The organism is Microcoleus sp. S1D4 (genome assembly GCF_036700765.1).
Classification (GTDB): Bacteria; Cyanobacteriota; Cyanobacteriia; order Cyanobacteriales; family Microcoleaceae; genus Microcoleus.
The window spans coordinates 1-13,011 of the sequence record NZ_JAUBPP010000010.1 but is presented as its reverse complement, the minus strand read 5'-3'; the positions used below and the strand labels follow the sequence as shown (position 1 = coordinate 13,011).

Below are 13,011 nucleotides of genomic sequence, written 5' to 3'. Positions count from 1 at the left end.
TATGACTTCAGAAATTCAAGCAAAGGGTACGATTCTTATAGTTGATGACAATTCAGCTAACTTGGGTGTCTTGTCTGATGCCTTAAGCCAAGAAGGATTTGAAGTTCGGGTTGCGAAATCGGGCAAAATGGCACTAGAGCGAGTCAAATATGCTCTCCCCGATCTAATCTTGTTAGATGTCATGATGCCAGAGATTGATGGATTTGAAACCTGTCGTCGATTACAAGCTAATCCAGAAACTAAACAGATTCCGATTATATTTATGACGGCGCTCTCGGATACGGCCAATAAAGTTGAGGGGTTTAAGCTTGGAGCTGTAGATTATATTACCAAACCCTTCCAACAAGAAGAAGTATTAGCTCGCGTCAAGCTGCATTTAAAGCTTCATGTTCTAGCTGACAAATTAGAGGAAAAAAATACGTTATTGGAGGAAAAAGTTGTAGAAATCAGCCAAGCCTATGATAATTTACAACAAATGCAACTTAAGTTAATCCAAAACGAGAAAATGTCCGGCTTAGGGCAAATGGCGGCTGGGATTGCTCATGAAATAAATAACCCTATAAATTTCATATCTGGCAATCTGGGTTATGCCCAAGAGTACGCTCATAACTTACTAAAACTTATACATCTCTATCAAGAAGATTATGTAAATCCCACCCCTCGGATTCAAGCAGCAATGGATGAAATAGAACTAGAATTTGTGGAGGAAGATTTTATCAAAGTTCTTAACTCAATCCATTTAGGAACGCAGCGCATCCAGGAGATTGTCAAGTCTATGGGAATCTTTTCTCGCGGGGATGAGGCAGACGTGAAAGCAGTAAATATCCATGAAGGAATTGATAGTACGCTCACCATCCTGCATCATCGTTTAAAAGCAAAACCAGAGCATCCTGAGATTGAACTAATAAAAAATTATGGTCAGCTTCCACCAGTAGAATGCCATGCTGGACAACTCAATCAAGTGTTCATGAATATTCTTGCTAATGCCATTGATGCTTTAGATGAATCTAATCAGCAGCGTTCGTTTTCAGAAATCAAACAACACCCGAACCGCATTCAGATTAGTACAAAAGTAATTGACGAGGATTCGGTAGCTATTCATATTAGTGACAACGGTAGAGGAGTTTGCGAAACCCTACAACCGAAACTATTTGACCCCTTTTTTACTACAAAACCGATCGGTAAGGGAACTGGATTGGGGTTATCTATCAGTTACCAAATTATCGTTGAAAAGCATGGGGGTAGATTGTACTGCCAACCTACAGAAGAAAAGGGAATAGAATTTGTCATTGAAATTCCTATTCGGCAGGAAGCTTGTCAAGCTGCTTAGGATCGAAAACTTAATAACTTAAACACCTTCTACAGTCCTCTCTCCTGTAAGTTGCCTTCCTCAAAGGAGGCAGAGCCTCGCCTATCTGCATTACCAGGCAGAGCCTGGTAACGAGCAGTCGCTTAAGTTATTAAATTTTCATTCCTTAGTTTCCCGGTGCAATGTGTCTTATGAACTTTGGTTAATTTCTCGCAGGTAGCGCGGATGACAGGGTGTTCCCGTGCAAACAAAGCCGGCTGGCATATTTTTAAAGACGCTGCTGCGAGCTCCAATTAAAGCGTTAGCACCGATTTCTACACCAGGGCCAATGAAGCAGTCGGCGGCAATCCAAACGCCGTTATTAATGATCACAGGTGCTGTTATTAAGCCGAAAGCTGGGTCTTGGGAATCGTGGGTGCCGGTGCAAAGGTAACTTTTTTGAGAAATGACGCAGTGTTTGCCGATCGCAATTCGAGCGAGACTGTACAATACAACATCATCTCCGATCCAACTGTAGTCTCCGATGGCAATTTTCCAAGGATAGGTAAAACGAGCCGTGGGGCGAATGATCACACCCCGACCTATTTTCGCTCCAAATAACCGCAGCAACCCGCTTCTGATGCCGTTAAAAGGGTGTGGAGTGAGAGGAAATACGATCGCCTGCACGAACCACCAAAGCAAAATTACCCAAGTAGGCTTTCCTCGATCGAACTTTGATTGATCGTAGCGGCGCAAATCAACTAAAGATTCGCCTGTGAAAGTATTTGCGTGATTGTCGCTAATTGGACGATCGTTTATTGGAGAATTTGGGGAATTTGCGATCGGATTTTCCGGATCTTGGTGCGGAGTTGGTATATAATCGGTCATTGATAGTTAATTTAATGTTTAATTTAAAATCGAGTTTAACCTTAAGGACTGCTGCATGACATTTCTAGTTAGGGACAATTTTGACTCGGAAAACGCCAAGGATATCGCACAATGCGAGAATACAACAAATCCCAGAATTGGCAAAGTTCGACTTTTACAAACAGCATTGGTACTGCTTAGCAGCTTTTTTGTAGCAGAGTTAATCGCCGCACTTAATTCTCATAGTTTGTCCCTATTAGCAGATGCGGGTCACGTTTTTTCAGATGTAGCAGCTTTAGCAATAACTTTGACAGCGACTTGGTACTCCTCAGTCAAACGCAAAAGTAAATCCGTAGATTGTACGATCGCACAATCGTCAATCCCCGAACGAGGAGAAATCATTGCTGCTTTAATTAATAGTATCAGTTTAGTGGCGATCGCCCTGTGGATTGCCGCAGAGTCGATCGGCCGTTTGCAGTCCCCAACTCCCGAAGTAGAAGGCCTCCCGATGTTAATTACCGCCATAGTCGGTTTAAGCATCAACTCGATTAATGCTTGTTGCTTGCATTCCTGCTGTCACGGCGACTTGAATCTCAAAAGCGCCTTTCTGCACGCAGTCGCCGACATTTTTTCGTCGGTTGGAGTAATTTTAGCTGCGATCGCCGTCGCGTGGCTACACTGGAATTGGGCTGACGGCTTAATTAGCTTGCTAGTCTCTGCATCAATTATTTTATTAACTCTACCATTGCTAATCGAAAGCATCCAATTGCTGCTAGGAAAAGTATCAGCAATATCCGCAAGTCAACAGCCTTGTGATTGCGAAAAAGTGAGCGCCGAAAAATTACTTTTTCCATCCCTAGAAGAACTTATTAAATGAAAATGTCTCAAGCCACTCGGTCGGGGCTGGCTTTCCTAATTCCCAATTCCCCCATGCCTCCAAAATATTAAGGCAATTTCACTTCAGTCTCCTGAGTGATAACTACTGGTGGCGAGAGAGGCGGTTGAGATTCTGCCACATTCAACTGACCACCACAACAACGCAACTCGTAAAGTTTGGCATTAATTTGATACTCATATTGACTCAATAACCTTGCATAAATATAGCCAGCTTTTCCATCCAAAAAGCCGAGCTGAATGAAGTAAAATAAAATAAATCTGAGCATGGGTTTAAAAGGCAGCCGCACCCAAACTTTTTTTAGAAAGCGTTTCCGCTGCACTGCATCTCCAAATAAGTGAGCGCCAATAGTGCCGCTGTCGTCGCGCCCTTCAATAATATTGTAATAAACGCGAGCTTCCCAATTAGAATAGCGGTTGTGCCGTTCTATCCAGTGAAATAAATCGCGGTAATCCTCGTGGATCATGTCATTTTTTAAGTAGCCGACTTGACCGGCTAAAATGACGTGCTCGTGAACTTCGTTGTCGCCAGTATTGGGTACGGATTCAGTGCCGAGGTTTTCGTAACGTCCTTTTTGATGCTTGAACAAACGCAAATTCCAGTCGGGATATCGGCCGCCGTAACGCAGCCACTGACCTAAAAATAAGACTTTGCGGTTGAGGTAGTAGCCGTCAAAATTGGGGTCTTCGATCGCCCGCGCGATTTCGTCCCAAAGTTCCGGCGGAATGCGCTCGTCGCAATCGACAATTAATACCCATTCGTTGCGAAAGGGTAGATTGTCTAAAGACCAATTTTTCTTTTTCGGCCAGCGTTTGTCGAAGTAGAATTGCACTACTTTTGCGCCGGTGCTGATGGCAATTTCCACCGTGCGATCGCTGCTTTGGGAATCAACCATGAAAACTTCATCCGCCCTGGCAATGCTGGCCAGACACGCAGGTAGATTAAGTTCTTCGTCTTTTGCCGGAATGAGAACTGAAACCGGAATCTTGGATGAACTAGATGTCATAATCGAGTGCTTGAACCTAAATGCGGTCGAGTTTTGGTGGATGAAGTGCGATCGGCACAGCCGCGCCGACGACTTGAGCAGCGAGGGATATTGCCTATAGCCTAATGCCTGCTGGTCGATTTCGGTGCAAAAATCAGGCCGCGGATGGCTGCGCTCAAATAACCGATTTGACCCCAGGCAAAAACGAAATTTTCAAAGCGCAGCCCTGGATCTCTAATATATTTAAAAGACTTCCAGACACCCCTCAAGATTCTTTCACCCCCCCGCCCAAGCTGAGCAATACCGGCTCGATCGGACAATTGTTCGCGATAACACTCGCTGATGCCTTGCCACCACCCGCGCTCTAGAAACCAAGCTTTGTTGAGCCTTTCTGTCGCGACATTGTGCAGCACCAGGGCATCCGGTAGATAAACTACTTGCCAACCTAACTCTAAAGCTAATTCTGTGGCCCGCAACTCTTCATTTGACAGCAACTTTTTGCCGACTCTACCGAGTTTGGCATCGAAGCCGCCAATTTGTTCGAGAAAAGCGCGCCGGATTGAGTAGTTTACTCCCCTGGGAGTCAAACCGGCAGCAGTCACGTACAGGCAAGTATCGCCTAAATCGTATGCTCCCAAGTTCTGGGCCAATCCCGCTGACAGCCATTCGGGCGGGCTGACTCCCGAAGGCCAGAGCAAATTGACTTTGCCACCAGCTACGGCGAGTTTTGGATTGCTTTGATAAGCCGCGTGCAGCACCCTGAGCCAATTTGGCTCAGCAATAGCGTCGTCGTCGAGATAAGCTAATATTTCGCTGCGAGCTTGCTTTGCGCCGGTGTTCCGGGCTACTGACAGACCGATTTCGGGCTCCCACACGTACTTGAGGCGCCGATCGCCCTGTCTTGTTTCTACCACCTCGCGGGTGCGCGAAATCGAACTTTCGGGGCTTGCATAATCGCTAGAAGCGTTATCCACTACTACTACTTCAAAGTTGTCGGGAAAATCCTGTACCAGCAAGCTGTCGATCGCCCCACCTAAATAGGCGGCGCGATTGTGGGTGCAAATAATCGCTGATATCTGAGGATGATCTGGCATAAATAACAGCTTGGGAAATACGGGGGTTCTCGATCGACTTACTCTGATATTGTCTCATCAATGCTATTATCGCTTAAAAAGCATTTGGTAGTTGGCCGTTTAAATCATAATGGGTAATGGGTAATGGGTAATGGGTAATTGGTAATTGGTAATGGATAATTGTGTTTAATCCTTTGTATGTGACTGCTGACTAATGACTGCTGACTAATGACTAATGAGTAACTCAGAACCCACCACATCGAGACAATTAATCTTAGTAACTGGGCCGGCCCGAAGTGGCAAAAGTGAATGGGCCGAAACTCTGGCGGCGGGTTTGGGAAAACAAGTAATCTATGTGGCTACCGGTCAGGTTGATGAAACGGATTTGGAGTGGCTTCGTCGCCTCGATCAGCACCGAAATCGCCGCCCAGTTGATTGGGCAACTCTAGAAGTGCCGATCGAATTATCGGCCGTTGTGCGGGCCAGCAAGCCGTCGGATTGTTTGTTGATTGATTCCCTGGGAACTTGGACGGCAAATCTTTTGGAACAAGAAGCTGCTGTTTGGGCGACTACGCAGCAAGATTTGCTCGCCTGTTTGAAGTCGGCGGCGGCTGATGTAATTTTGGTAGGGGAAGAAACCGGATGGGGCGTTGTGCCTGCTTATCCGGCGGGGCGGCTGTTTCGCGATCGCCTCGGTACTCTCGTGCGCCACATCGGGGCGATCGCCGATACTGTTTATCTCGCCACCGGAGGTTACGCCTTGAATCTAAGGGCTCTGGGTACACCGCTGCCGCCCTTGAAAAATTAACAGCCGGAGTCGCGATCGACAAGAGAGAAAACATCTCGGTTTCCCGAACGACAATTTTAACTAAAAATCAGGTATAATTTTAACTAAGATTGAAAACTCAAGAGTCACAGAAATTAGTCAAAAAACATACTCCCCAGGGCAAATAGCACAACAATTTGACATGAGGAATAGCCAAATTTTGAAATAATGTAAAATATAAAATGTCTCTTGAGAAAGAGTGCTAATTTCAAATTGAAAGTCTAAAATCATCAATTAGTTGAAGGGTTGACTAAAAGTTATGGCATCAGATAGTGAAGTAAGAAAATATATTGCTTACTGGTTTCAGTTAGGCAAAAAAGTATTAATTCGCAACGGTTCCGAAGCGCTGCTGCCCAAATCGGTAAATGCCGGCGATCGCTACAGCCAGGAATTTGAAGACTGCTGGCAAAAAATCATCTCCCGCGACAGCGGAGACTGTTACCTCGAAGGCACAAACGAAACAATTGCCCAACTGCTGACACCAGCTTGGGAAATCAGTCCCTGCGCGCGCTGCGCTATGCCCGTAGTGTTCCAACAAACCGGAATGCCCCCGGAGTTTTGTCCCTGTAACGACTTACCGAACTGGCCCGATACCGAAATGCCCCAACCTCGATCGCCCGTCAGCAGCCAATCGCAACTATCAGGCATTCGCGATCGACTCCAAAGATCCAGCGGGGAGTAAGTATATAAGAAGGAAGAAGGGTCTTCTTCCTTAAATTGTTACAATATATTTACAATGCTTCACACTAGGTCTGATTTATGAATGTCAAGACAGTATCGCCAGCCTCCCCGCAAACTTATGCAAATTCAGGGACTCAGGCTGTACTCGGCAATCTCCAAGATGCAAATACAATTCCCCTGCAAGCAGTACCAGTATCACTAGAGACGGAGGTCGCCACTCCCGAACCGCTCAAATCAGCCAAAGATATCGCTTACGAGTTGGCCGGAGAAGCTGTGCGCTACGATCCAGCGGCGATCGCAGCCCAATACCGAAATCGCCCCCTGCAAGTCTGGGGACGGCTGTCGAGTGTTGTTTGGACATTTTTTAGCTTTGCCTTCAGTTTGTGGTGGGACAAAAAAAGAGGGCGCACCGCAGCCAATCAAAAGCGCCGCGCCGTGCGCCTCCGGGAAATTCTCAGCCAACTCGGCCCAGCTTTCATCAAAATAGGACAAGCACTCTCAACTCGTCCCGACTTAGTACCGCCGGCATATTTAGAAGAACTAACAACCCTGCAAGACCAATTGCCACCGTTTCCCAACGAAGTAGCATATCAATTTATACAAGAAGAATTAGGGGCACACCCCAACGAAATTTACGCCGAAATCACCGCAGATCCGATCGCAGCAGCCTCCCTCGGACAAGTCTACAAAGGCAAACTCAAAACCGGAGAAATCGTCGCCATCAAAGTGCAGCGGCCGGGTTTAGCCGAAAACATTGGCTTAGATATTTACATCCTGCGGCGCGCCGCAGTTTGGGCGCAAAACAGTTTCAAAATAATTCGCAGCGATTTAGCGGGAATTATGGACGAGTTGGGCGAACGCATTTACGAAGAAATGGACTACACCCACGAAGGACAAAATGCCGAACGCTTCGCCCAATTATACGGAAATCTCAAAGATATTTACGTTCCCAAAATCTACTGGGAATATACCCGCCGCCGCGTCTTGACAATGGAGTGGATCACCGGCATCAAACTCACGGATTTAGAAGCAGTCAAAGCTCAAGGAATCGACGCTCCTTACTTAATTGAAGTGGGGGTGCAGTGTTCTCTCAGACAACTTCTAGAACACGGCTTCTTTCACGCCGACCCGCATCCCGGCAATCTTTTGGCAACTCCTGACGGTCAACTAGCTTATCTCGATTTCGGAATGATGAGCGAAGTTAAACCTTATCAGAGATACGGCTTGTTGGAAGCTGTGGTGCATTTGGTCAACCGCGATTTTGAAGGTTTAGCTAGAGATTATGTCAAGTTAGAATTTTTGACACCGGATACCGATTTAACGCCAATTATTCCAGCTTTGGCGGGCGTATTTAACAATGCTTTGGGTGCTAGTGTTGCCGAACTCAATTTCAAAAGCATTACTGACGAACTTTCCGCCGTAATGTACGAATATCCGTTCCGAGTTCCAGCTTACTATGCTTTGATTATTCGATCGCTCGTCACCCTAGAAGGCATCGCCATCAACGTTGACCCCGAATTCAAAGTGCTCAGCAAAGCCTATCCTTACGTAGCAAAACGGCTGTTGAGCGACCCTGCACCGGAATTAAGAGCATCTCTGAAAGATTTGCTGTTCAAACAAGGCGAATTCCGCTGGAACCGCTTAGAAAACTTGCTGAACAATGCCCGCGAGAGTGACGATTACGATGTCAGCAAAATCCTGAATCAAGCCTTAGAATATTTATTCTCTGAAAGAGGAGATTTTATTCGCGATCGCATCGTCACCGAATTAGTGAAAAATTTGGACATAATTTCCAGCAATGCCTTTACTAACGCCAAAGCCGTAGTAGGCGAATGGTTTGGAGTCAAGGCAAATCAACCAGTAGTTTCACAAACCGAACAAAAAAACCTAGAACACATCAAGCGAATTTGGGGAATATTGCAATCAACGCCCGGTTTTGACACCACGAAAGTATTGCAGTTACTGCCGCAATTGTTGCTGAAACGCGAAGTGCAGAACATGGGCCAGCAAGTCGTAGGCGGTTTAGCGCAAAGGGCAGTTGCGAGATTAATTCGCGAGTTTTTGTTGTCGCAGGAACCGCCTTTGGTGATTGCGGAAAATAGTAGTTATTCTCATCCTTCGCCTCAGTTGTCTTTGCCGGCTGCGAAGTAGTTTGATTTGGCGTTTTTTGGGCCGCAGATAAACACAGATGAACGCAGATGGGATTTGATCTGCGTTCTTTTAATTAAGCTAATGCTGTAGCTGCTGGCAAAGGTTCAATTTCTTCTGGCTTGGCGTGACGGCGGGGGTCATCAAAACCCCAAGCAAATAGCCAATCGGGGTCAGCGTTACCGCAGCCGATCGAATATATTTGGCTGTGTTTGAAATGGTTGAAAAATTCCTGACATTTTTCATCGGTCATTAGCGATTTTTCCAGCGGTAAGTCATGAATTAGGGCGTATAGATCGAATTCGTTGCGTTCTGGATTCCATTGATAGCGCAGTTCTGGAGTGTAACCGAGTTCGATCAGTTTTGCAATTGCGCGATCGGGATTTTCATAGTTGTCTAAATGAACGCGATTTAGGGAGACAACTACTTGTACATGGTGGTATTTGGCAGGAGTTAATTGATATTTGGTCATCGGTTTTTCCTTTTTTTATCGTCACAGGTGTAGTAGGTTTTTCCGGTTACATCAGGGTGTCTGGTTGCTTCGCGGTTTTGCTGTTCGCATCGCTTAGCAGCTTCTGCGTCACTCCGAGCATAAAAAGGTCTGTCCGGGCGTTCAGCGAGTTCGGCTTCCAAGTCTTCCCAAGATTTTTCTGGGTTGTCTGCGTCTCTCAACATTTGTCCCTCACAAATCTGTCTGCGCTAGAGGTCATTTGCTTAATTACTCCTCAGTCTGGAACGTTTTGCCCCGCTTGAGTTTGAGACTTTGACGGGGTTTCTGTGATCTCTAGCCATTGCTTCATCAATAAACCGATGACTTCGCTCATCGGCTTTTCTTGAGCTGTGCAAGCTAGTTTGAATCGCAGCTTTAGCTTTTTATCTACGTAAACGCTTAGTTCAGCCATTTCAGGTGGAATTTTTTTAGCCATGTCTCTCATACGCGCATACCGTATTCTCGCATCTGGCGAGGCGGCGGTTGACTGCGGATGAGTTTAACTGCATTTTGTGCGGTTGCGCGGTTGCGCGGTTGCGCGATATACGTTATCATACCAATACAGCCAAGAAACGGCAACCCCACCGCATTAAGAAATGTTGCTACCGGAACAGCAGAACAAGTCATCGCCACGGCGTTGTTCCAGCAAGATGTCGCTGCTTCACGATCGTCCTCTTCACAAAAATGGAGACAGCTAGCCCATAAAATTTTGATGTTGACTAAAACTTCAAAAACAGATAAAATTTCTACAGTAGATTTTTTTACTTGCTGCGTAAGCCTTATAGCTTTTTCAGATGCAGAATCAGAGTCGCTTCCTTCGATCGAAACGGCTACGGGCTGCCCTCTGGTATGCCACCAACGGCAAGTGCCAGCATTGCAGATGTGATTTGCCTTCAGATTGGCACGCAGATCACATTGAGCGATGGGCAGAAACTCAGAGAACCAATGTCCATGAAATGCAGGCATTATGCCCTAAATGTCATTATCAAAAAACTGCTGAGGAGAACAGAAACATGACAGATGCAATCCAATTAGATATTTTTTCACAATCTCCTAAAGAACCTGTTAATTTAAGAAAGCATCAAGATGAGTTTTTACAAATATGTAAACGCATAAAGGCAGGAGAACAAATCAAAAAAATTCTTATGATTGTTACGCCTGGAGGCGGTAAAAGTCTTATCCCAGTAATTGCTGCGGCAAAGTTAATTCCAAATTCTAATTCTGGGAACAGCTTTCATGGAACTATAGCTGATGCAATTTGTTGGGTGGTTCCTAGACTCAATCTCCAAAATCAAGCAGAAGAACAATTTGAAGATTGGCAGTTCAAAAATATGCTAGGGCATCAGCATAGAATTATGGCAAATAATAATGAGCCTAATCCATGCAAGGGAATGTCTGGCTATGCAGCTACATACCAGGCTATTACAGCAAGTCCTGACCTTCATGCTCAAGAGATTCGACGCAAGCGTTATATTTTAGTGCTGGATGAGTTTCATCATGTTGAGGAAGATGGAGCATGGCATAGAGCGTTGCAGCCGTTGGTAGATAATGCTGTATTGGTTATCTTGGTAACAGGAACTGGTGAACGTGGAGATCGGAAGCCAATTGCTTTTATGCCCTATAAAGCAACTCCTAGCGGTCTTACTCCCACCCTATCTAGTAGTGAAGATACCGTAGTTATTGAATATACGCGAGGACAAGCACTCAGAGAGGGTGCGATCGTTCCTCTCCATTTTGAATGGGGTGATGGGGAGGCTAAATGGATCGACGAGCAAGGGCAAGAATGTTCAGTCGAAAGCTTAGCAGAGGCTGGAGACTATAGGGGTATAGCACTTCGCACAGCGCTTAGTACCGGATACGCCGAGCAATTACTCACAAAATGTGTGGATAATTGGAAGTCACATAAAGAAAAGAACCACAGATCTAAGCTATTGGTACTCGCGCCCTCAATAGCAACAGCTAATCAATATTTAGAGTGGCTGAAAAAGTTAGGAGTCAAAGCCTTAAAAGCCACAAGTGATGAATCGAAAGAAGCGCAAGCCTCAATTAAAAGATTTAAGAAGCACTACAATTACGGCGATTCAAAGGCAGTTGATGCTTTAGTAACAGTGGCAATGGCTTATGAAGGACTTGATGTTCCGGCAATTACCCATGTTGCCTGTTTAACTAATATCAGAAGTAAGCCTTGGCTCGAACAATCATGGGCAAGGGCTGCGAGAGTTGATCGAGAAGCTGGAGACTTGAAAAAAACAGGGTTGATTTATCTTCCAGATGACCAGTTGGCTACTAAATGCGTACAAGATATCATAGCGGAACAAGAGCCAATTCTTAGAGAAAGAGAATTAAATAAGCGTGATAATGATAATGGTGGTACTGGGGATAATGATGCCAAAAGTAATGATCGGCGATATAATAGTAGTATCGCATTAAATTCAAGCTTGACACGATCGAGAGCATCTGATTTAAGTAATGGGGAAACAGTTGATTATGCTGAGACTGCTCAAATCCAATCAGCAATGCAAAAGGTTGGATTGGGTGGAATTAGTACCGTGCAAATGAAACGATTTCTAGATGCTTATCAGGAGCCAGAAGCCAAAGATAGTCATGATTATTTAATTGAGAAAAAAGAAACTTTAACTCCCAGTGAAGAGCGCGATATTATACGAGACAAAATTGAAAATTATGTCCGTCACTATACAGCCAAGAATGGTATGGAGTTCAAAACCATTAATGGGGAAATTGTCAAACAATTTCGCAAGGGACGCGCAGCAATGACACTTGAAGAATTGAGGCAGGTGTGGGCATGGCTACAAAGCAACTATCCAATGAACAATTGAAAGCTCACATAGAAACTCTCGGCAATGCAGGCGAACTGAATGCACCTCCTGGATCGCGCCCCTGGGCGATCGCTGTAAGGCTGGAACTGCAATCAGCCCTACATGATGCTGCATTCAATGCTCAACAATTGAAAGCATGGTGCGATCTGATGAAGCAATTCTCTGGCTATCATCAGCTTGTTGACGATCGCGGAAAGCCATTCAATACTTATGAGGAACTGTGCAAGGCTAAACCACCATTTGGTTTGGGTTGCGATCCGTCAGATATTGACAAAATCATTCAAGAATTAGCATCACCTAATGCAAAGACGTTTGAGCTTAACGAAGACCAAGCTGAAGAACACGGAATTCCGTCAAAATATCTTCATGATTTTTCTAAATTGGTTCAACGTTGTGCGGATAATCAGCCTATTAATGCAGCCAAGATTAAGCAAGTATTGCGTCTCACATCTAGCCCAATATATCTCCGGCAAAAATGCTGGCTAGACTTGGGATGGATTGAACAATTATCTGGTAATAAACGTGGTTATTACCAAATCACCGATCTGGGACGGAAACTGGTGAAAGATTGGTCAGAAAAAGTTCCATCTAGTAGCCTAAATACCCCTTTATATGTAAAGATTCCTCGACATAATTCCAAAAGAGCTGGAGAGGCACTAATTAAAGCTTTGGACTCTGAGCAACTTAGAGAACTTTACAGTCTAATCGGAGAATCACTTGCGCTTGAAAACAACCCATAATAAAAACCCGGTTTTTTCAACAGCACTTATGCAATGGGCATGAGGACAATCAACTTGTAGGGTGCTCTACTACTTTCACGATCGACGGATTATCGAGGGGTTGAGATAAGCTGCTACGCAGCTAAACCGGATAAAATAGCATTGCCTTTATTTTTGATTTTTCGATCCCATTTAATAACCA

At 45.1% G+C, this 13,011-nt stretch carries 15 protein-coding genes; 8 read left to right on the top strand and 7 right to left on the bottom strand.

Annotated features, from left to right (window positions below; genetic code table 11):
- Position 1: 1 nt before the first annotated feature.
- On the top strand, positions 2–1,330 hold the full coding sequence (locus QT998_RS12455; RefSeq protein ID WP_333087394.1) for a hybrid sensor histidine kinase/response regulator: 1,329 nt from the start codon (positions 2–4) through the stop codon (positions 1,328–1,330).
- A 168-nt stretch (positions 1,331–1,498) separates the two neighbouring features.
- On the opposite strand, the gene hpsU is transcribed toward QT998_RS12455, so the two are convergent.
- On the bottom strand, positions 1,499–2,176 hold the full coding sequence (gene hpsU, locus QT998_RS12450; RefSeq protein WP_333115527.1) for a hormogonium polysaccharide biosynthesis acetyltransferase HpsU: 678 nt from the start codon (positions 2,174–2,176) through the stop codon (positions 1,499–1,501).
- A gap of 55 nt (positions 2,177–2,231) precedes the next feature.
- Between hpsU and QT998_RS12445 the strand changes: the two genes are divergently transcribed.
- A complete protein-coding gene (locus tag QT998_RS12445; RefSeq protein WP_333115529.1) occupies positions 2,232–3,032 on the top strand; it encodes a cation diffusion facilitator family transporter in 801 nt (266 codons plus the stop codon).
- 67 nt (positions 3,033–3,099) lie between these two features.
- Here QT998_RS12445 and QT998_RS12440 read toward each other — a convergent pair whose 3' ends face one another.
- On the bottom strand, positions 3,100–4,017 hold the full coding sequence (locus QT998_RS12440; protein WP_333133190.1) for a glycosyltransferase family 2 protein: 918 nt from the start codon (positions 4,015–4,017) through the stop codon (positions 3,100–3,102).
- Between QT998_RS12440 and QT998_RS12435 the strand changes: the two genes are divergently transcribed.
- Positions 3,944–4,156 (top strand): hypothetical protein, encoded by a 213-nt coding sequence (locus tag QT998_RS12435; protein WP_223300923.1) that lies wholly within the window; start codon positions 3,944–3,946, stop codon positions 4,154–4,156. The genes QT998_RS12440 and QT998_RS12435 overlap by 74 nt on opposite strands.
- A gap of 1 nt (position 4,157) precedes the next feature.
- Here QT998_RS12435 and QT998_RS12430 read toward each other — a convergent pair whose 3' ends face one another.
- The gene (locus QT998_RS12430) at positions 4,158–5,129 is read right to left on the bottom strand and encodes a glycosyltransferase family 2 protein (protein WP_333087397.1); all 972 of its coding nucleotides are present in this window, start codon (positions 5,127–5,129) and stop codon (positions 4,158–4,160) included.
- Between the two features lie 214 nt (positions 5,130–5,343).
- On the opposite strand from QT998_RS12430, the gene cobU reads away from it, so the two are divergent.
- From cobU to QT998_RS12415, 3 genes are all read left to right on the top strand, one after another.
- The gene (cobU, locus tag QT998_RS12425; RefSeq protein WP_333115530.1) at positions 5,344–5,916 is read left to right on the top strand and encodes a bifunctional adenosylcobinamide kinase/adenosylcobinamide-phosphate guanylyltransferase; all 573 of its coding nucleotides are present in this window, start codon (positions 5,344–5,346) and stop codon (positions 5,914–5,916) included.
- Between the two features lie 277 nt (positions 5,917–6,193).
- Positions 6,194–6,616: a hypothetical protein gene (locus QT998_RS12420; protein ID WP_333115533.1), complete on the top strand. Its 423-nt coding sequence runs from the start codon at positions 6,194–6,196 to the stop codon at positions 6,614–6,616.
- A 77-nt stretch (positions 6,617–6,693) separates the two neighbouring features.
- Positions 6,694–8,766, top strand: coding sequence for an ABC1 kinase family protein (locus QT998_RS12415; RefSeq protein ID WP_333115535.1), 2,073 nt, complete (start codon positions 6,694–6,696; stop codon positions 8,764–8,766).
- Positions 8,767–8,839: 73 nt separating this feature from the next.
- Here QT998_RS12415 and QT998_RS12410 read toward each other — a convergent pair whose 3' ends face one another.
- Genes QT998_RS12410 through QT998_RS12395 form a run of 4 tightly spaced genes read right to left on the bottom strand, consistent with a single transcriptional unit; the run spans position 8,840 to position 10,219 of the window.
- On the bottom strand, positions 8,840–9,235 hold the full coding sequence (locus QT998_RS12410) for a hypothetical protein (protein ID WP_333115536.1): 396 nt from the start codon (positions 9,233–9,235) through the stop codon (positions 8,840–8,842).
- Positions 9,232–9,438: a hypothetical protein gene (locus tag QT998_RS12405; protein WP_333115538.1), complete on the bottom strand. Its 207-nt coding sequence runs from the start codon at positions 9,436–9,438 to the stop codon at positions 9,232–9,234. The genes QT998_RS12410 and QT998_RS12405 overlap by 4 nt, the downstream gene beginning before the upstream one ends.
- Before the next feature lie 50 nt (positions 9,439–9,488).
- Positions 9,489–9,689, bottom strand: coding sequence for a hypothetical protein (locus QT998_RS12400; protein ID WP_333218021.1), 201 nt, complete (start codon positions 9,687–9,689; stop codon positions 9,489–9,491).
- A gap of 5 nt (positions 9,690–9,694) precedes the next feature.
- Complete coding sequence (locus tag QT998_RS12395; protein WP_333115544.1) at positions 9,695–10,219, bottom strand: hypothetical protein; 525 nt, start codon at positions 10,217–10,219, stop codon at positions 9,695–9,697.
- Here QT998_RS12395 and QT998_RS12390 point away from each other — a divergent pair.
- Together QT998_RS12390 and QT998_RS12385 are read left to right on the top strand one after the other, a co-directional pair.
- Positions 10,141–12,090 carry a DEAD/DEAH box helicase family protein gene (locus QT998_RS12390; RefSeq protein WP_442921966.1) on the top strand — a complete coding sequence of 650 codons (1,950 nt, stop codon included), beginning with the start codon at positions 10,141–10,143 and terminating at the stop codon, positions 12,088–12,090. The two genes, QT998_RS12395 and QT998_RS12390, sit on opposite strands and share 79 nt — an antisense overlap.
- The gene (locus tag QT998_RS12385; RefSeq protein ID WP_333115549.1) at positions 12,057–12,830 is read left to right on the top strand and encodes a hypothetical protein; all 774 of its coding nucleotides are present in this window, start codon (positions 12,057–12,059) and stop codon (positions 12,828–12,830) included. Before QT998_RS12390 ends, QT998_RS12385 begins: the two co-directional genes overlap by 34 nt.
- Positions 12,831–13,011 lie beyond the last annotated feature (181 nt).

Bases quoted from the DNA above. Each gene is read 5' to 3' on its own strand.
- QT998_RS12455 (WP_333087394.1), top strand. From the start codon at position 2: ATGACTTCAGAAATTCAAGCAAAGGGTACGATTCTTATAGTTGATGAC.
- hpsU (WP_333115527.1), bottom strand. From the start codon at position 2,176: ATGACCGATTATATACCAACTCCGCACCAAGATCCGGAAAATCCGATC.
- QT998_RS12445 (WP_333115529.1), top strand. From the start codon at position 2,232: ATGACATTTCTAGTTAGGGACAATTTTGACTCGGAAAACGCCAAGGAT.
- QT998_RS12435 (WP_223300923.1), top strand. From the start codon at position 3,944: ATGAAAACTTCATCCGCCCTGGCAATGCTGGCCAGACACGCAGGTAGA.
- QT998_RS12430 (WP_333087397.1), bottom strand. From the start codon at position 5,129: ATGCCAGATCATCCTCAGATATCAGCGATTATTTGCACCCACAATCGC.
- cobU (WP_333115530.1), top strand. From the start codon at position 5,344: ATGAGTAACTCAGAACCCACCACATCGAGACAATTAATCTTAGTAACT.
- QT998_RS12420 (WP_333115533.1), top strand. From the start codon at position 6,194: ATGGCATCAGATAGTGAAGTAAGAAAATATATTGCTTACTGGTTTCAG.
- QT998_RS12415 (WP_333115535.1), top strand. From the start codon at position 6,694: ATGAATGTCAAGACAGTATCGCCAGCCTCCCCGCAAACTTATGCAAAT.
- QT998_RS12410 (WP_333115536.1), bottom strand. From the start codon at position 9,235: ATGACCAAATATCAATTAACTCCTGCCAAATACCACCATGTACAAGTA.
- QT998_RS12405 (WP_333115538.1), bottom strand. From the start codon at position 9,438: ATGTTGAGAGACGCAGACAACCCAGAAAAATCTTGGGAAGACTTGGAA.
- QT998_RS12400 (WP_333218021.1), bottom strand. From the start codon at position 9,689: ATGGCTAAAAAAATTCCACCTGAAATGGCTGAACTAAGCGTTTACGTA.
- QT998_RS12395 (WP_333115544.1), bottom strand. From the start codon at position 10,219: ATGCCTGCATTTCATGGACATTGGTTCTCTGAGTTTCTGCCCATCGCT.
- QT998_RS12385 (WP_333115549.1), top strand. From the start codon at position 12,057: ATGGCTACAAAGCAACTATCCAATGAACAATTGAAAGCTCACATAGAA.